Raw genomic sequence first — 22,597 nt, 5'->3', positions numbered from 1 at the left:
GAACTCAATATAAATTGATAAAGAAATATGAAATCAAAAACTTATGATATCCATTTCCCTCCGTTAAGCACCGCGCAACTGAGTGAAAATAGCAAAAAGAAAGTGATTTGTGGCATGTCTGGTGGTGTAGATTCTTCTGTATCAGCTTTTATTCTTCAACAACAAGGCTATCAAGTGGAAGGCTTATTTATGAAGAATTGGGAAGAAGATGATGACACAGATTATTGTACCGCAGCAGCAGACTTAGCCGATGCACAGGCTGTATGCGATAAGCTAGGTATTAAATTACATAAAATTAATTTTGCAGCAGAGTATTGGGACAATGTATTTGAACATTTCTTGCAAGAATACAAAGCAGGGCGCACGCCAAATCCAGATATTTTATGTAACAAAGAAATTAAATTTAAAGCCTTTTTAGAATACGCAGCTGAAGACTTAGGGGCAGATTATATTGCAACAGGGCATTATGTACGTCGCAGTGAAAAAGATGGTGAGTGCCAATTATTACGTGGCTTAGACAACAACAAAGATCAAAGTTATTTCTTATATACTTTAAGCAAAGATCAAGTGGCTCAAAGTTTATTTCCTGTAGGGGAAATTGAAAAGCCAATTGTGCGTGCTATTGCTGAAGATCTTGGCTTAATCACAGCGAAGAAAAAAGACTCAACTGGCATTTGTTTTATCGGAGAGCGAAAATTCAAAGATTTCCTCGCACGTTATTTGCCTGCACAGCCTGGTGAAATTAAAACTGTTGATGGTGTTGTAGTTGGACGCCACGATGGACTGATGTATCACACTTTGGGTCAACGCAAAGGTTTAGGTATTGGTGGCGTAAAAGGAATGAGTGAAGATCCGTTTTATGTGGTAGAAAAAGACTTAGCTAATAATGTGTTAGTAGTCGCTCAGGGACACGATAATTCTGCATTGCTTTCTTCTGGTCTGATTGCAAGCCAGTTGCATTGGGTCGATAGAAAAGTGATTCGTAAACCTGTGCGTTGCACAGTCAAAACACGTTATCGTCAGGAAGATATCCCTTGTGAAATCCAACCGATCGATGATGAAACAATTCGAGTTGTGTTTGATGAAGCGCAAATCGCAGTCACACCGGGGCAATCAGCCGTATTCTATCAAGGCGAAGTTTGCCTTGGTGGTGGTGTGATTGAAACACAAATCAAATAAACTCAATACAGCGTAAAAGTGCGGTTAAAAAATCAAAAATTTTAACTGCACTTTTTTATTGCTTGGTTATCGTTTGGCTCTTAAAACAAATGGTGAAAGTAAGAATGCAAAAGAGATACCGACACATAGCACAGTAGCAAAGCTCACCAGTGCGGTAGTACTACTGAGCATCAGCAAGCCGAAGGAAAGCTGTGTTGTGAGGGCTGATAAGATAACAGCAATGAAGGATGTGGAAATAAATTTCTGACTTTTCAATAGGAAAATCCCATAATCTAATCCCATTCCCAAGATTAAAATTAAAGCTAATGCGCTGAATAAATTAAAATATTGCCCTGTCAATACCAGTGAAGATAAAGCAACTAGCATTGATACACCAATTACACTTAACATTGTGAGCGCTATTCGTAAGCCAAATTGATAGCTAAGAATCGCTCCTGCCACAATAAAACTACCCAATAAAATAAATAGAATATGGTTACGACTTTGTTCAAATAAAGTTGACCAATCTTGTGTTGTATTGTGATAACTTACTCCTTCTAACTGATTTGCAATTTCGAGAGCGGCTTTATCATCTGATTTTGTTAGGGGAATCAATGTGTAATAATTTTCTGCATCTTGAAAGAAAAAGGGACGTAAATTGTGTGAAACCGGATACTTCAAAAAAACATTGAGTGTGATTGGGGAGTAAGGATAACTGTTGGCTGATACTCCCATTTGTGCAAAATGCGGAGTTAGCCTTTGTAAGGCATTTTGTACTAATTGGTGATTATTTTTCTGTGTGCCTAGACTTGGTAAATAGTCACTCACTGAAATAATCGTTTGAATTTTCTCTGTTTTTGATAAATGTGATGAGAGAGCTTCTAAACGTACTAACAAGTCATTTTCATCATTGCTTTGGACGATAAAGTACAATAACTGACTATTTTGTTGCAAAATGCGGTCAAATTTTTGCTCAATTTTTTGTAAATGTGTAGGTTGAGCTTGTAGCAAACGTACATCATCACTCACATTAAGATGAATTAATGATATAAAGCAACTTATTGCAACTGTGCCAATCAGCCAAGGCAGTTTTTGTCCGTTTTGCCAGAATCGTATGTAACTTTCAATTTTTGCCCAATGTATGAAAGTGCGTTTTTGGTTTTTCTGTGTAAGAGCTGGATAGAGTATAAAAATAGTAAATAATGCCCCAGCTAGACCAAACATAGCATAAACCGCCATTTGCTTTAAAATACTTAATGGTGCAAAGCCTAGGATTGCGTAAGCCATTGCGGTAGTAATAAAGGCAAATAATAATGTTGGTCTAAGTCTGCTCAAAGTGCGGTCAACTTTTTCATTATTTTGATTGAAGTATCTCTCGGTTAAAAAATGTAGACTGTAATCCGCTGAAACGCCTATCAGGCTGGTACTGAGTGCGATAGTGAGTAAATGAATTTCACCAAAAATAGCCCAAATAGCGAAGAATCCCCACAAAATGCCCGTTGCAAGAGAGCAGAGTAATAGCGCAAGTGGAACTAAACTGCGGAAGGTTAGTAGCATCAATAATAAAATACCAATTATTGATCCTATTCCAATCATTTTAATGTCTTTTTCGACACTTTTCTTTGCATAATCACTGAAGTAAATGGAACTTCGACTGTCAATTTCAATTTGTGGATATTGTTGTTTGAGTTGCTGCTGAATTTGTTGTAGTGCAAGTACAACACCACTTTTTTGCTCAAGATTGTCATATTCCTCTTTCAGCATAGCACGCACTAGCACATAATATTTCCCTTCTGATTTTGCATAAAGCCAGCCATCTTGCCACTGTAAAATACTTTGTTTGTTGTGCAGTGCTTTATTACGCGTGAGTAATAACGGATCGTTTTGCAACTCTTTGGCTGAAATTCCACTCATCGGCGAATAGATTTGAGATAATATATATTGAAAATAGCTTTCTGGCTGTTCCAATTGCTGCTGTAAAGCCGGAGTCAGTAATTGGCTGCGATGTAAGAAAATATATTCTTGCCAATCGGATTGATGTTTGGGCTGATGGGCTTCAATTGCCTCTAATTGAGGTAAATTGAGCAGTGCATATTCTAATTTTTTGGCTGTTTGTGTGGCGTCATAGAGCGTGTCTGCACCAACAAGCCACATAATAGAACGATTGAGTTGGCTGGCTAGTTGTCGCTCAATTTGTGGTGGTACGTTACTTTGACCTTGCAAAAGTGCGGTCAAATTATTTTCAATTTTAATCTGCGAAAAGTTTAGTACTAGCCATATTGTGGAAAATAGCATTATGCTACCCCATAATACAGCGCGTAATAGGTTATTGTGCCAGAAGTTTTTCTTGTTCATCGGTTAATGTTTTTAAAGCTTTACAATGTTGGAATTGTAAATGAGTATTGTCACCTTGCTTATCTTGAATCAGAACAGATTTAATGATTTTGTCACCCGTTAAGGTGATTTGGTTAAAAATCTGTTGGAAAGGCGATTTCTTCGGCGTTAGCAGCACTTGCCATTCTGATTCTTGAGCGGGTTGGCTTTGTAGAACAAAATAATCACCTAATGCCTGCCAATTGCCTTGTAATATATCTGACATTAGTTGGGTAAAATGAAATAATTGTGGTTGATCTTTGGCTGAAATGATTTGTACTGCCCCCATTACGGATTGATAAATTTGTTTTTCAGTCATCACTATGGTTTGTGGGAAAGGCGCCGTTTGTTGCCAAATAACGCCTTTTTGTTGTGATAGTATAAACTCACCACTGGATTGTAAATTCAGGTTCATTTCTTTTAGCTGACGAGTTTGGCTAAATTCACATTGAAATAGCGGAAAAATCGCTAAATTATGTTGAATTTGCATGAGACTTGCGTTGCTAAAGAAGGGGAATAAACAAGCTGATAGTGCTAATAGTGGCTGATATGCCTTTCTATAATTAAATTTCATTTGGATTCTCTTCTAAAATTGACCGCACTTTACTTTGCCAACATTCTGGCGTGACAAATTGCAGATGTTGTTCACCTGTTACCATTGCCACTTGTGTACTTGAGGCTTCGCATAACAGTTGGTCAGTTTTATTGTCGTAAAAACGGAATTTGATTTTGATGCGATTTTCAAATTCGAGCAAATCAGAAATAATATAAAAATCCTGTTCCAACGTAATTGGGCGGATATATTTAATGTCTGCTTGCACAATTGGATATTGGTAACCCGTCGTAATCATTTCTGGATAGCCGTAGCCGATTTTTTGAAAAAGCGCATTACGTGCGGTTTCAATAAATTGCCAATAACGCCCGTGCCATACAACGTTCATAATATCCAGATCTTGAAATGCAGGTTTGAGATCAGTGCGATGGCTAATGAGTACAGGAATATTTCGTTTCATTTATTTCCGCCAAAAATCATAAAAATTAAACCACTCAAGCGGTGAATGTTGACAATAATGTTCCAAACGTTGGACATATTTTTCCACATAAGGTTGCACACCATGATTTTCTCTTGCTCGACGAGGAAGATGAACTTGATCTGCAAAATTTTCTAAATAAAGATCAAATTTTCCGGTTTCAGTAGGGTGACGTAGAGCAAAGATTAAATACACAGGGACTTTTAACAAATGCGCAAGAATATAAGGTCCTTGTGGAAAATCAGCTTTTTCACCAAGAAATGTTGTACGATAGCTGTTATTTTGGCTTTGACCTTGGATACTAGTGCGATCACCCACAATCACAATAATATGTCCTTGCTCAATACGTTGTTGTAACAGAATCAAAGTTGCCGGAGAAATTTCGTCAACTTGTAATAAGTCAAATTCACCTTGCTGGGTTGATTGATATTCTTTCAGAATTTCATTGAAACGCATTGCGTGCTTAGTAAACACAAGTGCGGTCACTTTTATATTTGGAATTTGTGTACTTAATGCACGACATAATTCTAAATCGCCAAGGTGTGAACCTAATAGCATTACGCTACGTAAATCTCCCTTATCTGCCAATTGTGGAGGCAAATGAAAATGCAAGTCGGACAACTGTATATTTCCTTTCCAAGCCATAATTTTATGTAAAAGGCTTTCTGCGAAATAAGTTAGGTGATTGAAACTATTGAGTTTTGAATTATTAGCAAGTACAGGATAAGTTGCTTTAAGTTTCTGTAAATATTGCTTTGAGGCTTGTCGATGTTTGCGTGAAAACAACCAGTAGTAAAAGATCACAGGGCGAAGTAATAGACGGAATCCCTTTCTCCCAAACAGCATATAAATAAAGAGGAGAATTTGAATACCAAGTTTTGTGCCTGTTTCAGACATTGCTGACCAATGTTGGTTTTTATTCATTATTCTTCTTTTTTAATAGTGATGGAATATGATACAGAAATTGTGGAAATAAGCGGAAGTGCATTTTAGTCAAACGTACATTATCCCACAGTTGGTCAAAGTGTGACACGCCTTCTTCAGGATAAATCACCTTCGTTGGAATAAAGGCTACTTTTTTCTGCATTCGCCAATAATATTGCACGATAATTTCAATATCAAATTGCATACGGTTACCAGTATAAACGTGCTGAATAATTGATAATGTTGGCATGACTGGGTAAATCCGAAATCCGCATAAACTGTCTTGAATATTAAAAGATAAAGTTTCTAGCCACACCCAAAAATGAGTTAAATAACGCCCGTAATAGCGAATTTTCGGCACTGATTCATCATAAATAGGTTTACCTGAAATAAGCGAATCAGGCTGCTGTTTACTTTTTTCAAGCAATAATGGAATATCTGACAAATTGTGCTGGCCATCAGCATCGACTTGTAAAATATGGCTGTAACCGTTAAATGAAGCCCAATGAAGTGCGGTCTTAATTGCCGCACCTTTACCTAAATTTTCAGGGTGTGAATACAACTCAAATTGGTATTGTTGTTGTAGTTGTACGAGCAGTTGCTGATTATATGAATCCGAGCAGTCATCTAATACAAAAATAGGCAAATTAAATGTTGCTAATTGCTCAAGCACTTTCGGCATAAATTTAGAGTGGTTATAGCAAGGGATGACAACACAAGGGCGATAATTTGTCATAGGCTAAAAATTCCAGAGCTAATTGTAGTATCACCACAGCGATATTCAAACGTAATACGCTTTTTGTTAGTTTCTTTTTTCACCTGTAACACTAACGTATTTTCAGGGAAAAGTAATTTCTGATATTTTACTTGTTTAATCGGATTCAGACGTATATCTTGTCGCCAATATTGTTGAATAAACTCGTACACTAAACCAAGCTGAACAACGCCAGCAAGAATAGGTAAATTAGGAAAATGTCCTTCAAAATAAGGATAGTCCGAGTGAAAAAAACAGATCACTTCAAGTTCATGATCAGTACATTTTTGTAATTGATATTCAGGTAAGATCATTCAAATAGGCGTCCTAGTTGCTGTAAATTTAATTTTCCTTGTTCATTCATTGGCATAAATTCAACACAACGAATTTTACGTGGCAATGCAATCAATTCTATACGATAGCGTAAATGCTGACGTAATAATGCCAGTGCTTCTTTATTCGTTAAATGGCGATATTGTTCTGATAAGACTGCGACAATGCCAACACTTTCTCGAATTTCATCGCTAATTACTAAGGCTTTGACTTCTTCAATTTCTGAGAGTTCTAAACACAAATACTCTATTTGTGTGAGAGATACGCGTTTATCCCCTATTTTAGCGACTCGATCGATGCGTCCTAATAATTCAAAACTATCAGAATTTAACCGCACTTTATCTTCTAATTTATACCATTCTGATGAAAGTAAGAATGGCGATGATATCATTAAACATTCATCTTTTTCGTGTTGTTTGAATTCGATACCCTCAAGTAAGAACCAGTTTTGCTGTGGGAATGAACGATACGCAATTGCACTCGTTTCACTTGAACCGTAGAATTCCATGACTTCACATTGTAATAAATTTTGTGCATTTTGACCGCTCTTTGTTGGTAGCTTTCCTCCCGATGAAAAAATGACTCTTGCTTGGGGATAAGCTAAGTTTGGATCTAAAAAGCGTAAGAATGCGGGGCTACTAATAAGTGTATAATCGGTATCAATTTTTTGTAATTGTTCTGGAATGACTAAACTGTATTCAAAAAATGGCATTCTAAAGGCAAAAGGTTGTAATAAGCGGTACATTAAGCCAAGTAGATGATTATGATTAACAGTTGAATACATCACTGATCCTTGAATTCTTTCTTTTAACAGTTTGTACTCAACCGCAATTTGGCGATCAAAAAGGTGTACGTATTTTTCAATGATTTTTGGTTTTCCCGTACTGCCAGAAGTAAAGAGTAAAATTTCTGCTTCATTATCATTAATCTTTGGCATTGTAAGGTTATCTATTGGTGCTGTATTACCACATTGAAATAGGCAGACTGGGTTGTTTAGAGCAGTGAGGAACGTTTCATCATCAGTACAGAGCAGAGAAAAATGCTCACGAATATCTTTTAAATGAGCTACTGTTTGTAATGAAGGTAGCACAATTTTACGCTTGCAATGTAATGCGGCGAATAAACCACATAACATTAAAAAACCACTTTTAAAAACCAGTGCGATTTGTTGTTCTGCTGGATGAGATTCAAGTTGCTGAACCAAAAATGCCGTATGGCTTTTTAAATCTTGCCAAGTGTAAAGTCGTTTTTCACCGATACAAATCAGATCATCTTTGTTACGCATTTGATAAAGCATTTGTTTTAGTGGAACAAGTTGATCTTGGCTTACTAAAAACTGTTTAGTGAGCTGTGTATTCAACTTAGTGTGTGAGTTTTCGTTTAACATATTGGCGAATACAAAATTCAATAATAAAGAGAATCCCCATTAAAATGTAGCTAATTAATCCGTTATACCAAGTCCATAGAGAAAGGTCATTTGAAAGCACAGTAATAAATGCAATACTTCCGTTAATGATAAAGAAAATGCACCAAGTTATCGTGACATTTCGTGTATAATTTATAGCTTGATCAGGGAGGTTTTTATTAACTAAGCGAGCAAACAGTTCAATAATACTTGGAGGATACAGTAAGCTAAAGCCAAAGATTACAAACGCAATAATATTCATTATAACTGGATAAAATAGTAAGCTGTTTTCACTTTGTGACACTAAAGCAAATAATGAAAGTACACAACCAAGTATTGCAGATAATAAAGCAAAATATTTTAGGTAGTTGATCTGTTTTTTCGCTCTAAATACAAATAATAAACGCAAAATAAATAAAGCAAATAAGCAAGTTACAATTGCGTTTAAAGGGAGCCTATCTAAGCTAAAAAAAATGAGAAATGGATAGGCAACAATTAGTATAGATAGCAATAAATTCGCTAATTTATTCACTTATTGATCTTTATTCCATAATTGCTCAATTACATCAACAATATCCCCGATAGTTCTTACATTTTTGAAATTTTCAGGGCTAACACGTTTTTTAATTTTATTTTGTAAATGTACAATCAGATCAACCGCATCAATACTGTCTAACTCAAGATCATCAACAATGTGTGATTCTAGGGTAACGGTGCTTGGATCAATATCAAATAGTTCTTCTAAATAGACTTTAATTTGTTCAAAAATTTCATTTTTATCCATTTTATACCTCGTATTGTGAGCGAATAAAATCCGCTAATGTTTTTACCGAGTAGAAATGCTGATGTACTTCTTCATTTTCAGCGTTAAGTTGTACTTTAAATTTATTTTTAATAGCCAATCCAAGCTCTAAGGCATCAATGGAATCTAATCCTAATCCCTCATTAAATAATGGCATTTCTGTTTCAATCTCATCAATTGAAAGATCTTCTAAATTCAGAGAATCAATAATCAGTTGTTTGATTTCATTTTCTAATGTTTGCAAGATAAGCTCCTTGTGATCGCTACCATTTCATCGGATGGTTTTAAAATATGTGTTAAATGATTATTTAGCCTTCTTACTGCTTTAGAGGGCGGTATGCTCTCTTCAAGATAAGGTGTAATAGATTCTAATTGTTGTACTTTTATATAAAAAAAGGATTTTATTTCGGGTACTTTATACCAAGGCATACTGCGATTTAAACTAATCGGCTCACAACAAATATGGATCACTCGCATTGGAACTTCACAACGTATTGCCAAATTTGCTGCACCACGCTGTAATTTAAGTTCAGTGGCGTGCATTGGTGTTCTTGTGCCTTCAGGGAAAATCAGAAATTTTCCGCCATTTTTTAACCGCTCTTTGCAGGCTTCCAATAATTTTTCTGGCTCGGCAGAATTTGGAATATAGCTCGCGCAACGTACCACAGTACGACAAAATGGATTATGGAATAAGGCTTCTTTTACTACACAATCCATTTCAGGTAATACTGAACCAATTAATACATAATCTAAAATTGTAGGGTGATTTGCAATAAGTAAGCAGCCCTGATCTTGTTGCAAAATTTCAGCACCTTCAATTTTATAATCAATAATTTTTAAAAATTTGAGACTTTTTACAAATGCACGGAAACAAAAGCTGATACTACGTTGACTTGCTTTTCGACGCATATCAGGTGCTTTATAAAATAGGCGTAATAAGGCAAACCATAAGTTACCTAAAATTAGTCCACCTAGTCCAAAAATAACAAACGCTAGACCAGTGCCAATAAGTCGCCAAACTTTATTTAGTTGCGTGAAAATTGCCATTGCTGTTGTTCGTAATATAATGAAAATTCTCGTTTTTGTTGGAAATAAGCACGTAAGAATGCGAGTCCTTGTTGACATTCTGTTGCTTGCTTATCACTGCTATTAAGTGAAAGTTTCCATTCATTGCCTGATGTAAGCAATAAGCCTATCGCATATGCTTCAGATATTTCATTTTCGGGAAAATAATCTTTATAAAAATCAGGAATTTGATCATCAAAGAAAACGACTAAAACTGATTTTTTACCATTGTCCAAGGCAAGTAATGCTTCTAATATCGATGCACAGAATGTATTTTCTTCCGCTACGATTGAGCTTATCGGTGCAGTTTGTTTAGCTAGAATACTAAATTGCCCAGCAGGTGCGTTGTGTACAGCTGTGGCAAAATCTGTTGGTGACATTTCATCTTGTTGGAAAAAATGTGTCAAAAGTTTATGCGTACGGTTAAGCTGTCCGTGTCTGCTGGCAAATACCACAAAATCAATTTCTGCTTGTTGGTTCAATTCCAACGCCAATTGAATTGCCATTTTATCAGCGAGCCCCATTCGGCGAGCTTGCATCATAGGAATTAATGGCGTAGGAAATTTAATCCCTGCTTCAAGAGGTCGAAATTCTTGATTTGCCCAAGTTTGCCATTGTGTCTCATCCGTCAGGTTGGCACTGTATGCTTTTAATTTTGTGATATTAAACGTCAACATAGGAATTCAAAACAAATGCTTATTTAACAAAGTCCGCCTTTAATGCCACATTTGCAGGGAAGTGCCCTACGTGACATTCATACTTAGTTGAACTACTGTATGGTTGATGTTTGTAGTTACTTTGAATATTAGAAATTTTTGTCACTCCTAAATCAATAGCTTTTTTTTGCAAGTGGATTAAGGCTGATAGCATTGCTCTTTCACAAGCTTTAATATCATCTTTACCAAATGCATTCGCTGATCTACTTGTTGTGACATTTTTTTCAACGACTTTTCCATCTAATTTTGAAGCAAATGCCATTTTAATTTTGGGTTCTAAATGTCGTTTCGCCTCAGGTGAATTTACCACATCTCTAATTGGTAAGTACATCGCATCATTACGCGCTGAACAAGCAGTAAGCATAATCATTGCAGAGATAAGTAATAGTTTTTTCATTTTAGTCCTCTTATTTCACTGTATTAAATTTTTGAAAAATGAGTGAGGTATTGATACCTCCAAAAGCAAAGTTGTTACTCATGACATAATTTGTTTGTTTTTCTACCGCACTTTTTTGAATGTAGTTCAGCTGTCCACAACGTTCATCTACATCTTCAAGGTTAATCGTTGGAATAAATAAACCTTCGTTCATCATTTCAATGCTGAACCAGGCCTCTAATGCACCACAGGCTCCAAGAGTATGACCTAAATAGCTTTTTAGCGAAGAAACAAGCGGTTTATTAGAAAAAATGTTGTAAGTCGCATTGCTTTCTGCAATATCTCCACGCTCTGTTGCAGTACCGTGTAAACATACATAACCAATGTCATCCGTATTAATATCGGCTTGCTTAATTGCTTGTTCTAAGCAAATTTGCATGGTGTTTTGTTGTGGTTGGGTCACGTGTGCCGCATCACAGTTAGTAGCAAATGCCACTAATTCTGCATAGATAGTTGCTCCACGTGCTTTTGCGTGTTCGTATTCTTCTAAAATCAGCGTGCCAGCCCCTTCTCCAAGTACTAAACCGTCACGATTTTTATCGAATGGGCGTGGAGTTAAATGTGGTTCATCATTGCGTTGGCTGGTAGCAAATAAGGTATCAAACACAGCTACTTCACTTGGGCAAAGTTCTTCAGCTCCACCTGCAACCATAATTGTTTGATAGCCGTGTTTAATAGCTTCATAAGCGTAACCAATAGCTTGGCTACCTGATGTACAAGCTGTTGAAGATGGAATAACACGTCCTTGCAACCCAAAGTACAAACTAATGTTTGCAGCAGTGGTGTGTGGCATCATTTGAATATAGGTTTGTGCGGTAATATCGTGCGTGTGATGTTCTGTTAACATCGTGGCAAAAGCTCTAATGGGATCTGTGCTTCCTGTACAAGAACCATAAGCAACTCCAACATTACCTGTTTTTAAAATAGGATCATTTAATAAACCCGCTTGTGTAAGAGCTTGTTCGGTTGCGACTACCGCAAGTTGCGATACTCGCCCCATACTACGGCTTTGTTTTTTAGTGATATGTGGCGGTAATTTGAAATCTAAAATTGGTGCAGCTAATCGGCTTTGTAGCCCATCAAATACTTCCCACTGTGGCATATAACAGACCGCATTTTGATAGGTGAACATTTTGGTTTTGATTTGCTCCCACGTTTGTCCAAATGCAGTTACGCCAGACATGCCTGTGACGACAACTCGTTTTGTCATTATGTTATTCCTTTTTAAACTTATACCATTCCACCATTAATACCAATGACTTGGCGAGTAATATAGGCAGCTTTGTCACTCATTAAAAATGCGGCTAAATCAGCAACTTCTTGTGCTTGTCCTAGACGTTGCATTGGAATTAAGGGTAATGCGTGTTTGACTACGTGTTCATCAAAAATACTAGTCTCAATTAACCCCGGTGCGATACAGTTTACCGTAATTTTACGTTTAGCCAATTCAAGTGCTAATGCTTTGGTTGCACCAATTAAACCTGCTTTTGAAGCACTGTAATTCACTTGTCCTCGATTTCCTACTTGCCCCGACACACTAGAAATAGTGATAACACGTCCACCTTTACGTGCTGAGATCATGGGCATAATCACTGGATGAATGACGTGATAAAAGGCATCTAAGTTAGTATGAATGACAGAGTCCCAATCATCTTCGGATAAAGCTGGGAATGCACCATCACGAATGATACCTGCATTTAAAATCACACCGTAATAGCTGCCGTTTGCTTCAATATCTTGTTCAATAGCTGTACGGCATGCTTGGCGATCAGACACATCAAATTGTATTAAACGACCGGTTCCACCAGCAGCAAAAATTTGTTGCAGTGTATCTTCTGCACCTTGTTTATCTGATAAATAATGAACAACAATCTCAAATTGTTGCTTGCTGAGTTCAATGGCAATCGCTTTTCCAATTCCCTTGCTTGCGCCTGTCACTAAAACTGTTCTATTCATTGTTTACTCTTTATTCAATAATTGTCCTAACTCATTCTGATCAGGTTGATAGGTAGTTAATCGTCCTTCGGCTGTTACCTGATTTTGCGAATTAATAATTTTAACATCAAAGCTGGCCATTCGCTGATCTTGTATTAATAAATGTGCATAAACTCGCAAAATTTCGTGCATTTGATAATGCGAAACAAAATGTTTGCATTGTCTAGCGCCGAGTAAAAAACCAATTTGAGCTTGGCTATTGTCTTTAATTTTACTTTGTACGCCAGCCCAAGTGCCGACAGCTTGTGCCATTAATTCAATACTCACCCAAACGGGGACTTGTTGTGCTTGATTGAAAAATAATTGATGTTTTTCATCAATTTCAATTTTTACTTCAATATGTGTATCTGATACTTGAAGAATCTCATCAACCAGCAGCATAGGGGCATTATGTAATAAATATTCACTGGCTTGATGTGAGGCTAAATTATACATTATCTATTCTCTTCTCTTAAAAATAACACTCACGTTGTTTCCACCAAAGGCAAATGAGTTGCTCATAATGGCTGGTGAAAGGAGTTTTTGATTTGGTTGGGTGATTAAACCGATTTCAGGCAATGTGTCATCTAAAGTAGATGCTTTGCTCGTTTGCATTGGTAAAAAATTTGTTGAATTTTGACCGCACTTTTCAAGTAATAGGCAAGAAATTGCGGCTTCTGTTGCGCCCGCTGCACCTAATGTGTGACCAGTAAGGGACTTAGTACTACTACAAGGCACCCTGCCAAATACACGAGAAACTGCTAAACTTTCCATTTGATCATTAAGTAGTGTCGCAGTGCCATGTAAGTTTAGATAGCCAATATCTTTTGGCGCAAGTTGTGCAGCTTCTAATGCAGTTCGCATGGCTATTTCTGCTCCTAAGCCTTGTGGTTCAGGGGCCGAAATATGATAAGCATCACTACTTTCTCCAACGCCTGCTAGCATAAGTGTACTTTTCTCTTTCGTTAAAATAAACACGGCACCAGCTTCACCAATATTAATACCTTTGCGTTGTTGAGCAAAGGGCGCATTTGGTTGTGCAGATAAAGAAGCCAGTGAAGAGAAGCCATTGACAGTAAGATGGCAAAGTGTATCAACACCTCCAACAATCACTGCATCAACTAACTGGCTGCATAACATCCGTTGCGCGGAAAGAAATGCTCGACCACTAGAAGAACAAGCTGTTGATATACTTAAGTGCGGTCCATTTATGGCTAAATATTTAGCCACGAATCCAGAAGTTGAACCTAATTCTTGGCAGCGATAATGATAGTCGGGATCCATCGTCCCTGTCTGTTGGAAACGTTGGATCGCTTGTTCACCTAAATCAATGCCTGCGGTACTTGTTCCCATCACAACGCCAATGCGGGTGTTTCCGTAACGCACGATCAATTCATCAATTTGGCTTTTTAATTGATTTAAGCAGAGTGCAAGGACCTGATTATTGCGACAATGATATTCTTTTAAATACGTCGGGAGCTTTGGCAATTCAGTTCGAATATGTCCTAAATAAGTGCTACCATTAGCCAAAAAAGAGGAGTCTTTTTGTAATAAAAAACGGTTTTGAGAAAGATTCTCCCAAATTTCATCTTTTGATGAGCCTAATACATTACAAAAAGCATAGTCCTGAATATAAATATGTGAACTTTTCATTATTTTCTATGTGCAGTGGAAAGTGTTTTTATATGAATTTTATAATTAAATTTATGATGTTCTAAGTAAGTATTTTGTTCTAATTGCCATTTTTCATGACGGATACTAATAACTTTCTGTTGCTTGTTATCATAGAGGGTTCTATGCCTATTTTCTTCTGATAATATCCAGCCTTCAGGCAACTGCCAACGGTAAGGGGGGAGAAGAATCAATAAAATATCTCCTAATACTTGGTTTGCTGGTGGCATTTTGCCTAAGTGTAACTGCTTTTCAGCGTAAATTTGATTACCGTCATAAGTCACTTGTGCTAATTTTATGCCTAGAGTTGAAAGTAAAGTTAATTTAATTTTTTCTGGTGATGTTTGTAAGGCGACTAATAATGCAGTATCTGTTTTTTGTTGAGGGTAAGTAATATGTAGCAATTGTTGGGTATCTAAATTAGGGAGCCCCTCCAATGAAGGCAATGTAATTTGTGTTTGTTTATCTACAAAGTATTGAGTCGAATTTTGCGTATTTGACTGACATGCAAACAATATCAGAAGAAAGCCGAAAGTTAGAAAATGTCGCATCATATTGAATACTTACCATTATTGGCTAAAGAAGTATTCAACATTCTAACGGCAAGAAGGGTAAATACAAAGTAAAATTGTTGTCCTTTTCATGGTCATAAGTTGAATGAATCTGTATTTTGAAAGTCATCAAGTGATACGAGTCTGCTGATTTAATTTGATGGGAGGTAGTATGAAACACCATGATACACATCATCGCTATACGAATAACCGTAAAGTGCTTATGATAAGTTTTTCCTTAATTAGCGTATTTATGGTTATTGAGTTTTTAAGTGGTTATTATTTTAATAGTTTGGTGCTGATAGCGGATGCAGGGCATATGGCGAATGATAGTTTAGCATTACTCATTGCTTTAATAGCATCATATTTAAAAGAAAAAAATCAAAATCGTATTGCAGTATTGAATGGTTTTTCGTTGATTGTGGTTGCCTTGTATATTATTTGGGAAGCTGTTGAGCGTTGGCAATATCCACAAACTATTCAATCGCTACCAATGTTAATTGTTTCTATGGTGGGATTGTGTATAAATGCACTTGTGGTATGGATTATGCTGAAAGGCGATTTGCATCATTTAAATCTTCGCGCAGCATATTTGCATGTGTTAGCCGATTTACTGGGCTCTATAGTGGCGATCTTAGCCGGCTTAAGTATCTTCTTGTTTGATTGGGTGTGGGTAGATGCCCTAGCAAGCTTAATTTTAAGCCTCTTCATTTTAAAAAGTGGCTATGCAGTTACAAAAGAGGCAATTTTAAGTTTGGAATAACAAAAGTGCGGTCTATTTTAGAAAAGTGTTTAGGATAAAAAATAGCGCCCTGATAAGAGCGCCATGCAATGAAATTGAGGAGATAAATCTTATTTACGATTTAACCACGCCATATATTCTGCTACACCTTCAGCAACGGTTTTGAATGGTTTGTCATAACCAGTTGCGCGTAATTTTTCTAAATTCGCTTGAGTGTATTCTTGATAACGGCTTTTTAAGTGGTCTGGGAATGGAATAGTTTCAATATCCGCTTCGGTTTTGCCGTGGAATTTCACGACAGCTTTTGCCACTTCCTTGAATGATTCTGCATTGCCTGTACCTAAGTTATAGATACCAGAAATGTTGTTTTGCCAGCACCAAATATTCACAGCGGCAACATCGCCCACATATACGAAGTCACGACGGAAATCTTCGCTACCTGCGAATAATTTTGGATTTTCGCCTTTTAGAATTTGGTTATTTAAGTGGAATGCCACACTTGCCATTGAGCCTTTGTGGTTTTCACGTGGTCCGTACACGTTGAAATAACGGAAGCCACAAACTGGTGAATTCGCTTCTGGTAGAATTGCACGGACATATTGGTCAAACAAGAATTTTGAATAACCGTAAACATTTAATGGTGCTTCAAATTCACGCTCTTCACGGAACTCTGTCTTATCGCCGTAAGTGGCTGCAGATGAAGCATAGAAGAACGGAATTTTACGATCTAAACAATAATGCAGTAATTCTTTTGAATACTCATAGTTGTTTTGCATCATATATTTACCGTCCCATTCAGTGGTTGCTGAACACGCACCTTCATGGAAAATAGCATCGATATCACCAAAATCATCGCCTGCAATAATTGACGCAATAAAGTCCTCTTTATCGCAGTAGTCTGCAATATCAAGATCTACTAAATTGGCAAATTTAGTACCGTCTTTTAAATTATCTACAACTAAAATATCTGTACGCCCTAACTCATTTAAGGCTTTGACAATGTTACTACCAATAAATCCAGCACCGCCAGTTACGATAATCATAATATGTCCTCTGTTGGTTAATACTCACAATATTGTAATGGATTTTACACCAGATGTGTTTAAGTATTTTGCATAGGTTATCATTTTTGGTATTTCGGAAAATAGTTCTATAATAAAGATGTCCGTTTTGACCGTTTCTTATAAAGAGGTGGCTATGCAAAGAAGGAAAGATTTAATTCTACAAGAAATTAATCGTACCGGAAAAATGACCGTGATTGAGCTGGCAGATAAATTTTCGGTTGCGGTAGAAACAATTCGTCGAGATTTGACCGCACTTGAGAAAAAAGGGCTGTTATATCGTATTCACGGTGGAGCAGTAAGTAAGAAAACCAAAGATCTCGGTAGTTCTTTTCAGGTTCGACAGCGTTCAAACTATGATGCAAAACGTTTGATCGCACAAAATGCGGTGGAATATGTATTTGAAGGGGCGGTGATTGGCTTAGATGCTAGTTCGACAAGTTGGCATTTTTCGCAGCAAATTCCTGATATTCCTTGCACAGTTGTTACTAATTCTATGCATAATATCACCGCACTTGTGAACAAGCCGAATATCAAAACTATTGCAACTGGTGGGGTGTATTCCAGTAAATATGATGCATTTTATGGGCCGTTATCAGAGCAATTATTACTGCGTTTGCACATTGATATCGGGATTTTCTCTTGCATTGGCATTGATAATTCGGGTGGTATTTGGGAGTCTAATGAGCTAAATGCCTCGATTAAACGCAAAATGATGGATGCTTCAGGACAACGCTTTTTGCTCGTAGATTCGTCAAAATTTGGCCAGAAGAACTTAATTCGACTCGGTGATTTGTCCCAAATTGATATTTTATTTAGTGATCAAAAGCCGGATACTGAATTGCAAAATTATTGTTCAGAACACGATATTTTATTGACCGTCTAATTTTAAAATTTGCCCGAATTGACCGATATTTGTTATTTTTTTGGATATTCGGGCAAAAAATCCCAACATCTTTGCTTCTTTTTCGTGATCCTTTTCACAGATTCAACATTCAATTTCGATAATCGCTATTCTCTCTATGTTTTTTAAGGAAAAATAAACTCATCAAGTTGTTGTTTGACTATTTATTTCATACTTTTAGCTTATAAGAGGATAGATAAGATGAGCACAGTAAATCGTATCAAAATTGGTATTCGTCCGACGATTGATGGTCGCCGTATGGGAGTCAGAGAATCATTAGAAGTTCAAACAATGAATATGGCGAAGTCGGTAGCTGATTTGCTACATAGCCATATCCGTCATACAGATGGTACTTTTGTTGAATGTGTGATTGCCGATACTTGTATCGGTGGCGTTGCAGAGGCAGCAGCTTGTGCAGAAAAATTCAAATTAAATAACGTAGGCTTAACCATTACTGTGACACCTTGCTGGTGCTATGGTTCTGAAACGATCGATATGGATCCACATATGCCAAAAGCAATTTGGGGCTTCAATGGTACAGAACGCCCTGGGGCAGTTTATTTAGCCGCTGCACTTGCAGGTCATTCACAAATGGGCTTACCAGCATTCTCAATTTACGGCACAGAAGTTCAAGACTCTTCAGATACATCGATTCCTGATGATGTAAAAGAAAAACTATTACGCTTTGCTCGAGCAGGTTTAGCGGTTGCAAATATTCGTGGCAAATCTTATTTATCTATCGGAGCTGTATCAATGGGTATCGCAGGTTCTATCGTGAACCAACAATTCTTTCAAGAATATCTTGGTATGCGTAATGAATACGTGGATATGACCGAAATTAAACGCCGTTTAGATCGCAAAATCTACGATGAAAAAGAAGTGGAATTAGCACTTTCTTGGGTGAAACAATATTGCAAAGAAGGTATTGATGTAAACAGCGAAGAAAATCAACGCACAGCTGAACAACGTGAAGAACTTTGGTCAAACTGCGTGAAAATGGCAATTATTACACGCGACTTAATGGCTGGTAACCCAAAACTTGCAGAACTTAACTTCGGTGAAGAAGCGTTAGGTCACAATGCGATTGTGGCTGGTTTCCAAGGTCAACGTCATTGGACAGACCATTTACCAAATGGTGACTTTATGGAAGCGATGCTTAACTCAACTTACGACTGGAATGGCGTGCGTCCTCCGTATGTATTAGCAACTGAAAATGACAGCTTAAACGGCGTGAATATGTTGTTTGGTCACCAATTAACAGGTCAAGCGCAAGTGTTTGCTGACGTGCGTACTTACTGGAGTGAAGATGCAGTTGAGCGTGTAACTGGTTTCCGTCCAGAAACTGGCTTTATTCACTTAATTAACTCTGGTTCAGCAGCATTAGACGGCACAGGTCAACATTCTGATAAAGACGGCAACCCAGTGATTAAACCAGCTTGGCAAGTGACTGAAGAAGACGGTAAACGTTGTTTAGAACATACACGTTGGTGCCCAGCTGTACACGAATATTTCCGTGGGGGCGGTTACTCATCTCAATTCTTAACTAAAGGCGGTATGCCATTCACAATGCACCGCATTAATATCATCAAAGGCATTGGCCCTGTACTTCAAATTGCCGAAGGTTGGTCAATCGATTTACCAGAACAGGTACACGATATTTTAAATAAACGTACTAACGAAACTTGGCCAACTACTTGGTTTGTACCACGCCTCACCGGAAAAGGTGCATTCACTGATGTGTATTCAGTAATGGCGAACTGGGGGGCAAACCACTGCGTAGCAACCTTCGGTCACGTTGGTGCAGATCTCATTACCCTTGCTTCAATGCTACGTATTCCAGTGTGTATGCACAACTTGGAAGATAAAGATATCTTCCGCCCAAGTGCTTGGAATGGCTTTGGTCAAGATAAAGAAGGTCAAGATTATCGTGCTTGCGCGAACTTCGGACCGCTTTATAAATAATCTGTATTGGGGAGCAAGTGAGATGCTTGCTCCCACATTCCAATAACATAAATACACCATAAGGACACAAAGTGCGGTGAGTTTTCAGCGCATTTAGGGGGATTTTATGTCAATTGTTTTGATTTTCGATTGTGGGGCAACCAATTTACGCACGATTGCGATGAATGAAAAAGGCAAAATTGTCGCCTCTCATCATATTGCCAATAATACTCAACCGGGTGCTGAATCCGCCGACTATCACATTTGGGATTTTGAAGAAATCTGGCAAAAATTAATGACTTGTGCTGACAACACATTGGCGCAGTTAAAACAGCAACAGATTGATTTAAACGATGTGATTGGTATTTCTGTGACCACTTTCGGTGTTGATGGCGCACCTTTCGATAAAGACGGCAACCAGCTTTATCCAATCATTTCTTGGAAATGCCCACGCACAATTCCAGTAATGGAAAATCTCGCTAAGTATTTTGATGTTAAAGAGCTTTACTTACGCAATGGTATTGGGCAATACAGCTTTAACACACTCTTCAAATTAATTTGGCTGAAAGAAAACCAACCAGATGTATTCGCCAAAATGGACAAATTTGTGTTTATTTCTTCAATGTTAAGCCAACGTTTAACTGGAGTATTTAGCACAGACCACACAATGGCAGGCACTTCAATGATGACTAATTTACAAACTGGCGATTGGGATACTGAAGTGTTGCAAAAATTAGGTTTAACCACACAGCACTTTCCACCAATGAAACACGCTGGTGAAAAAATTGGCCATTTAACTACCGCACTTTCAGCGAAATTCGGTTTAGGTGAAATCCCAGTAATTTCAGCTGGGCACGATACACAATTTGCGGTGTTTGGTTCAGGTGCGGGCTTAAATCAACCTGTTTTAAGTTCTGGCACTTGGGAAATCTTAATGGCGAGAACTGAATCCGCAGAACCGCATTTCCAATTTGTACCAAATGGCTTAACTACGGAATTTGATGCCAAAGCACATTGCTTTAACCCAGCAGTGCAATGGGTGGGATCTGGCGTAATGGAATGGATCGGTAAATTGCTTTTTGCCGATGTAAAAGGCACTGCAGATTATTACAGCACAATGATCAACGAAGGCGAGGCAGAAGTAGTCGGCGCTGGTGGTGTGCGTTTACAAGGTCAGTTCAATGCGAACGATCAACAATCAGGCTTAGGCAATATTGTTGGCTTATCAATGCATACCCGTCGTGGACAAATTTATCGTGCGGCGCTGGAATATATGGCATTTCGTTTGAAAGACGGCTTAGGCGTGTTGCAACAAGTCAGTAAATTTAAAGCAGAAAGCTTAATTTGTGTCGGTGGTGGATCTAAAAACCGTTTATGGAATCAAATCCGTGCAGATGTTTTAGGCTTACCGATTGATGTGGTTGACGTGGCTGAAAGTACCGTTTTAGGGGCTGCGATGTTTACCTTCGCAGGACTTGGAGTTTACCAAGATTTTGACCATGCACAACAACAAATGAAACCACAAACCCAACGTATTCTGCCGTCAGAAAATGCGGTGCTGTATAAAGCGTTGAATGAAAAAAATTAAAAAAGACGACCGCACTTCGTTGGCTTACAACAGAGATAAATAAAAGGAAAAATAACTATGTTAAAAGGTATTCATCCAGCAATCTCACCTAATTTACTCAAAATTCTGGCTGAAATGGGGCACGGCGATGAGCTTGTTCTGTCAGATGCACATTTCCCAGCACATCAATTACATCAAAAAGTGCTACGAGCAGATGGTCTTGGCGTAGATACATTACTCACCGCAATTAGTCCATTATTTGAGTTTGATGCTTATGTTGATGCGCCGTTAATTATGATGCAAGCCGTCGAAGGTGACAGTTTAGATCCAAATGTTGAAGCTCGTTACTTACAAGCAATCAAAAGTTCGGTCGGTTCTGTACCAAATTTAACTCGTATTGACCGCTTCGCTTTCTATGACCGCGCGAAACAAGCGTATGCAGTGGTGGTAACTGGCGAAACTGCAAAATACGGCAACATTATTATTAAAAAAGGTGTGACACCAGTTTCTTAAAATTAACTTTTAAGGGGTATAAAAAATGAACAGAGTTGAGCTTTCACAAAAAATTATCGATACCTGTCTTGAAATGACAAGATTGGGATTAAACCAAGGCACAGCAGGTAATGTGAGTGTGCGTTATCAAGACGGTATGTTAATTACACCAACTGGTACGCCGTATCATTTAATGACGCCAGATAGCATTGTGTATGTGGACAAAAATGGTAAACACGAAGAAGGCAAATTACCTTCAAGTGAATGGCATTTCCACTTAGCAGTGTATGAGTCTCGCCCAGATGTTGATGCAGTGGTACACAACCATTCTATCAACTGTGCGGCAGTGTCTATCTTAGAAAAAGCAATTCCTCCGTTCCATTATATGATTGCGGTGGGTGGTTCAGACCATATTCCTTGCGTACCTTATGCGACTTTTGGTACACACAAATTAGCGGAATATGTGAAAGAAGGCATTAAAGAAAGCAAAGCTATTTTATTAGCGCATCACGGATTGATTGCCGCTGAGAAAAACTTAGATAAAGCCCTATGGCTTGCACATGAAGTTGAAGTATTAGCCGAGTGGTATATCAAACTTTTAGCAACAGGTTTAGAGATTCCATTACTAGGCAAAGAAGAAATGAACGTTGTGCTAAATAAATTTAAATCTTATGGATTAAGAATCGAAGAATAAAGC

At 37.7% G+C, this 22,597-nt stretch carries 26 protein-coding genes; 7 read left to right on the top strand and 19 right to left on the bottom strand.

Going from position 1 to position 22,597, the window contains the following annotated elements; genetic code table 11:
• Positions 1-27: 27 nt before the first annotated feature.
• A complete protein-coding gene (gene mnmA, locus CKV78_RS07595; protein ID WP_005763546.1) occupies positions 28-1,179 on the top strand; it encodes a tRNA 2-thiouridine(34) synthase MnmA in 1,152 nt (383 codons plus the stop codon).
• Positions 1,180-1,245: 66 nt separating this feature from the next.
• On the opposite strand, the gene CKV78_RS07590 is transcribed toward mnmA, so the two are convergent.
• The 18 genes from CKV78_RS07590 to CKV78_RS07505 are packed head-to-tail and all read right to left on the bottom strand — an operon-like array spanning position 1,246 to position 15,196.
• Complete coding sequence (locus tag CKV78_RS07590) at positions 1,246-3,453, bottom strand: MMPL family transporter (protein WP_032855385.1); 2,208 nt, start codon at positions 3,451-3,453, stop codon at positions 1,246-1,248.
• 31 nt (positions 3,454-3,484) lie between these two features.
• Positions 3,485-4,105: an outer membrane lipoprotein carrier protein LolA gene (locus tag CKV78_RS07585; protein WP_005763542.1), complete on the bottom strand. Its 621-nt coding sequence runs from the start codon at positions 4,103-4,105 to the stop codon at positions 3,485-3,487.
• Positions 4,095-4,544, bottom strand: a complete 450-nt coding sequence (locus CKV78_RS07580; protein ID WP_005763540.1) for an acyl-CoA thioesterase — start codon at positions 4,542-4,544, stop codon at positions 4,095-4,097. Before CKV78_RS07580 ends, CKV78_RS07585 begins: the two co-directional genes overlap by 11 nt.
• Positions 4,545-5,486, bottom strand: a complete 942-nt coding sequence (locus CKV78_RS07575) for a hypothetical protein (protein WP_005763537.1) — start codon at positions 5,484-5,486, stop codon at positions 4,545-4,547.
• Entirely contained in the window at positions 5,479-6,222 is a 744-nt protein-coding gene (locus CKV78_RS07570; protein ID WP_081442237.1) for a glycosyltransferase family 2 protein, read from the bottom strand. Before CKV78_RS07570 ends, CKV78_RS07575 begins: the two co-directional genes overlap by 8 nt.
• Positions 6,219-6,554 carry an ApeI family dehydratase gene (locus CKV78_RS07565; RefSeq protein WP_005763534.1) on the bottom strand — a complete coding sequence of 112 codons (336 nt, stop codon included), beginning with the start codon at positions 6,552-6,554 and terminating at the stop codon, positions 6,219-6,221. The genes CKV78_RS07570 and CKV78_RS07565 overlap by 4 nt, the downstream gene beginning before the upstream one ends.
• Positions 6,551-7,960 (bottom strand): AMP-binding protein, encoded by a 1,410-nt coding sequence (locus tag CKV78_RS07560; RefSeq protein WP_005763531.1) that lies wholly within the window; start codon positions 7,958-7,960, stop codon positions 6,551-6,553. Before CKV78_RS07560 ends, CKV78_RS07565 begins: the two co-directional genes overlap by 4 nt.
• On the bottom strand, positions 7,935-8,510 hold the full coding sequence (locus CKV78_RS07555) for a COG4648 family protein (protein ID WP_005763529.1): 576 nt from the start codon (positions 8,508-8,510) through the stop codon (positions 7,935-7,937). The genes CKV78_RS07560 and CKV78_RS07555 overlap by 26 nt, the downstream gene beginning before the upstream one ends.
• Entirely contained in the window at positions 8,511-8,762 is a 252-nt protein-coding gene (locus CKV78_RS07550; RefSeq protein WP_005763527.1) for an acyl carrier protein, read from the bottom strand. It abuts the gene before it with no gap.
• Position 8,763: 1 nt separating this feature from the next.
• A complete protein-coding gene (locus CKV78_RS07545) occupies positions 8,764-9,024 on the bottom strand; it encodes a phosphopantetheine-binding protein (RefSeq protein WP_005763525.1) in 261 nt (86 codons plus the stop codon).
• A complete protein-coding gene (locus CKV78_RS07540; protein WP_005763523.1) occupies positions 9,012-9,827 on the bottom strand; it encodes a lysophospholipid acyltransferase family protein in 816 nt (271 codons plus the stop codon). Before CKV78_RS07540 ends, CKV78_RS07545 begins: the two co-directional genes overlap by 13 nt.
• Positions 9,806-10,522 (bottom strand): beta-ketoacyl synthase chain length factor, encoded by a 717-nt coding sequence (locus CKV78_RS07535; protein WP_005763520.1) that lies wholly within the window; start codon positions 10,520-10,522, stop codon positions 9,806-9,808. Before CKV78_RS07535 ends, CKV78_RS07540 begins: the two co-directional genes overlap by 22 nt.
• A 19-nt stretch (positions 10,523-10,541) precedes the next feature.
• Positions 10,542-10,958, bottom strand: coding sequence for a hypothetical protein (locus CKV78_RS07530; protein WP_005763518.1), 417 nt, complete (start codon positions 10,956-10,958; stop codon positions 10,542-10,544).
• A 10-nt stretch (positions 10,959-10,968) separates the two neighbouring features.
• Positions 10,969-12,207, bottom strand: a complete 1,239-nt coding sequence (locus tag CKV78_RS07525) for a beta-ketoacyl-ACP synthase (RefSeq protein ID WP_005763516.1) — start codon at positions 12,205-12,207, stop codon at positions 10,969-10,971.
• Positions 12,208-12,227: 20 nt separating this feature from the next.
• Positions 12,228-12,953, bottom strand: a complete 726-nt coding sequence (locus CKV78_RS07520; RefSeq protein ID WP_005763514.1) for a 3-ketoacyl-ACP reductase FabG2 — start codon at positions 12,951-12,953, stop codon at positions 12,228-12,230.
• A gap of 3 nt (positions 12,954-12,956) precedes the next feature.
• Positions 12,957-13,427 (bottom strand): ApeP family dehydratase, encoded by a 471-nt coding sequence (locus CKV78_RS07515; RefSeq protein ID WP_005763512.1) that lies wholly within the window; start codon positions 13,425-13,427, stop codon positions 12,957-12,959.
• A gap of 3 nt (positions 13,428-13,430) precedes the next feature.
• Complete coding sequence (locus CKV78_RS07510) at positions 13,431-14,624, bottom strand: beta-ketoacyl-[acyl-carrier-protein] synthase family protein (protein ID WP_005763510.1); 1,194 nt, start codon at positions 14,622-14,624, stop codon at positions 13,431-13,433.
• Positions 14,624-15,196, bottom strand: coding sequence for a DUF3261 domain-containing protein (locus CKV78_RS07505; RefSeq protein ID WP_005763508.1), 573 nt, complete (start codon positions 15,194-15,196; stop codon positions 14,624-14,626). Before CKV78_RS07505 ends, CKV78_RS07510 begins: the two co-directional genes overlap by 1 nt.
• A 169-nt stretch (positions 15,197-15,365) precedes the next feature.
• Here CKV78_RS07505 and CKV78_RS07500 point away from each other — a divergent pair, with 169 nt between their 5' ends.
• Complete coding sequence (locus CKV78_RS07500; RefSeq protein ID WP_032855383.1) at positions 15,366-15,956, top strand: cation diffusion facilitator family transporter; 591 nt, start codon at positions 15,366-15,368, stop codon at positions 15,954-15,956.
• A gap of 89 nt (positions 15,957-16,045) precedes the next feature.
• Here CKV78_RS07500 and rfaD read toward each other — a convergent pair whose 3' ends face one another.
• Positions 16,046-16,978, bottom strand: a complete 933-nt coding sequence (gene rfaD / locus CKV78_RS07495; RefSeq protein WP_005763504.1) for an ADP-glyceromanno-heptose 6-epimerase — start codon at positions 16,976-16,978, stop codon at positions 16,046-16,048.
• A gap of 154 nt (positions 16,979-17,132) precedes the next feature.
• Between rfaD and CKV78_RS07490 the strand changes: the two genes are divergently transcribed.
• From CKV78_RS07490 to fucA, 5 genes are all read left to right on the top strand, one after another.
• Entirely contained in the window at positions 17,133-17,882 is a 750-nt protein-coding gene (locus CKV78_RS07490; protein ID WP_032855382.1) for a DeoR/GlpR family DNA-binding transcription regulator, read from the top strand.
• A 219-nt stretch (positions 17,883-18,101) separates the two neighbouring features.
• Positions 18,102-19,862: an L-fucose isomerase gene (gene fucI / locus CKV78_RS07485; protein ID WP_005763499.1), complete on the top strand. Its 1,761-nt coding sequence runs from the start codon at positions 18,102-18,104 to the stop codon at positions 19,860-19,862.
• A 106-nt stretch (positions 19,863-19,968) separates the two neighbouring features.
• Positions 19,969-21,429 (top strand): L-fuculokinase, encoded by a 1,461-nt coding sequence (gene fucK / locus CKV78_RS07480; protein WP_005763496.1) that lies wholly within the window; start codon positions 19,969-19,971, stop codon positions 21,427-21,429.
• Positions 21,430-21,486: 57 nt separating this feature from the next.
• Positions 21,487-21,921, top strand: coding sequence for an L-fucose mutarotase (fucU, locus tag CKV78_RS07475; protein ID WP_005763494.1), 435 nt, complete (start codon positions 21,487-21,489; stop codon positions 21,919-21,921).
• 25 nt (positions 21,922-21,946) lie between these two features.
• Complete coding sequence (gene fucA, locus CKV78_RS07470) at positions 21,947-22,594, top strand: L-fuculose-phosphate aldolase (RefSeq protein ID WP_005763492.1); 648 nt, start codon at positions 21,947-21,949, stop codon at positions 22,592-22,594.
• Positions 22,595-22,597 lie beyond the last annotated feature (3 nt).

The sequence above is a fragment of the Pasteurella dagmatis genome (assembly GCF_900186835.1).
GTDB lineage: Bacteria > Pseudomonadota > Gammaproteobacteria > Enterobacterales > Pasteurellaceae > Pasteurella > Pasteurella dagmatis.
Note: the sequence above shows the minus strand (reverse complement) of the source record. Positions and strands in the feature narration are given on the sequence as shown.

Bases quoted from the DNA above. Each gene is read 5' to 3' on its own strand.
- CKV78_RS07575 (WP_005763537.1), bottom strand. From the start codon at position 5,486: ATGAATAAAAACCAACATTGGTCAGCAATGTCTGAAACAGGCACAAAA.
- fucA (WP_005763492.1), top strand. From the start codon at position 21,947: ATGAACAGAGTTGAGCTTTCACAAAAAATTATCGATACCTGTCTTGAA.
- CKV78_RS07490 (WP_032855382.1), top strand. From the start codon at position 17,133: ATGCAAAGAAGGAAAGATTTAATTCTACAAGAAATTAATCGTACCGGA.
- CKV78_RS07565 (WP_005763534.1), bottom strand. From the start codon at position 6,554: ATGATCTTACCTGAATATCAATTACAAAAATGTACTGATCATGAACTT.
- CKV78_RS07590 (WP_032855385.1), bottom strand. From the start codon at position 3,453: ATGCTATTTTCCACAATATGGCTAGTACTAAACTTTTCGCAGATTAAA.
- CKV78_RS07525 (WP_005763516.1), bottom strand. From the start codon at position 12,207: ATGACAAAACGAGTTGTCGTCACAGGCATGTCTGGCGTAACTGCATTT.
- CKV78_RS07560 (WP_005763531.1), bottom strand. From the start codon at position 7,960: ATGTTAAACGAAAACTCACACACTAAGTTGAATACACAGCTCACTAAA.
- CKV78_RS07505 (WP_005763508.1), bottom strand. From the start codon at position 15,196: ATGATGCGACATTTTCTAACTTTCGGCTTTCTTCTGATATTGTTTGCA.
- CKV78_RS07520 (WP_005763514.1), bottom strand. From the start codon at position 12,953: ATGAATAGAACAGTTTTAGTGACAGGCGCAAGCAAGGGAATTGGAAAA.
- mnmA (WP_005763546.1), top strand. From the start codon at position 28: ATGAAATCAAAAACTTATGATATCCATTTCCCTCCGTTAAGCACCGCG.
- fucK (WP_005763496.1), top strand. From the start codon at position 19,969: ATGTCAATTGTTTTGATTTTCGATTGTGGGGCAACCAATTTACGCACG.
- fucU (WP_005763494.1), top strand. From the start codon at position 21,487: ATGTTAAAAGGTATTCATCCAGCAATCTCACCTAATTTACTCAAAATT.
- CKV78_RS07550 (WP_005763527.1), bottom strand. From the start codon at position 8,762: ATGGATAAAAATGAAATTTTTGAACAAATTAAAGTCTATTTAGAAGAA.
- CKV78_RS07535 (WP_005763520.1), bottom strand. From the start codon at position 10,522: ATGTTGACGTTTAATATCACAAAATTAAAAGCATACAGTGCCAACCTG.
- fucI (WP_005763499.1), top strand. From the start codon at position 18,102: ATGAGCACAGTAAATCGTATCAAAATTGGTATTCGTCCGACGATTGAT.
- rfaD (WP_005763504.1), bottom strand. From the start codon at position 16,978: ATGATTATCGTAACTGGCGGTGCTGGATTTATTGGTAGTAACATTGTC.
- CKV78_RS07515 (WP_005763512.1), bottom strand. From the start codon at position 13,427: ATGTATAATTTAGCCTCACATCAAGCCAGTGAATATTTATTACATAAT.
- CKV78_RS07510 (WP_005763510.1), bottom strand. From the start codon at position 14,624: ATGAAAAGTTCACATATTTATATTCAGGACTATGCTTTTTGTAATGTA.
- CKV78_RS07580 (WP_005763540.1), bottom strand. From the start codon at position 4,544: ATGAAACGAAATATTCCTGTACTCATTAGCCATCGCACTGATCTCAAA.
- CKV78_RS07585 (WP_005763542.1), bottom strand. From the start codon at position 4,105: ATGAAATTTAATTATAGAAAGGCATATCAGCCACTATTAGCACTATCA.
- CKV78_RS07540 (WP_005763523.1), bottom strand. From the start codon at position 9,827: ATGGCAATTTTCACGCAACTAAATAAAGTTTGGCGACTTATTGGCACT.
- CKV78_RS07530 (WP_005763518.1), bottom strand. From the start codon at position 10,958: ATGAAAAAACTATTACTTATCTCTGCAATGATTATGCTTACTGCTTGT.
- CKV78_RS07570 (WP_081442237.1), bottom strand. From the start codon at position 6,222: ATGACAAATTATCGCCCTTGTGTTGTCATCCCTTGCTATAACCACTCT.
- CKV78_RS07500 (WP_032855383.1), top strand. From the start codon at position 15,366: ATGAAACACCATGATACACATCATCGCTATACGAATAACCGTAAAGTG.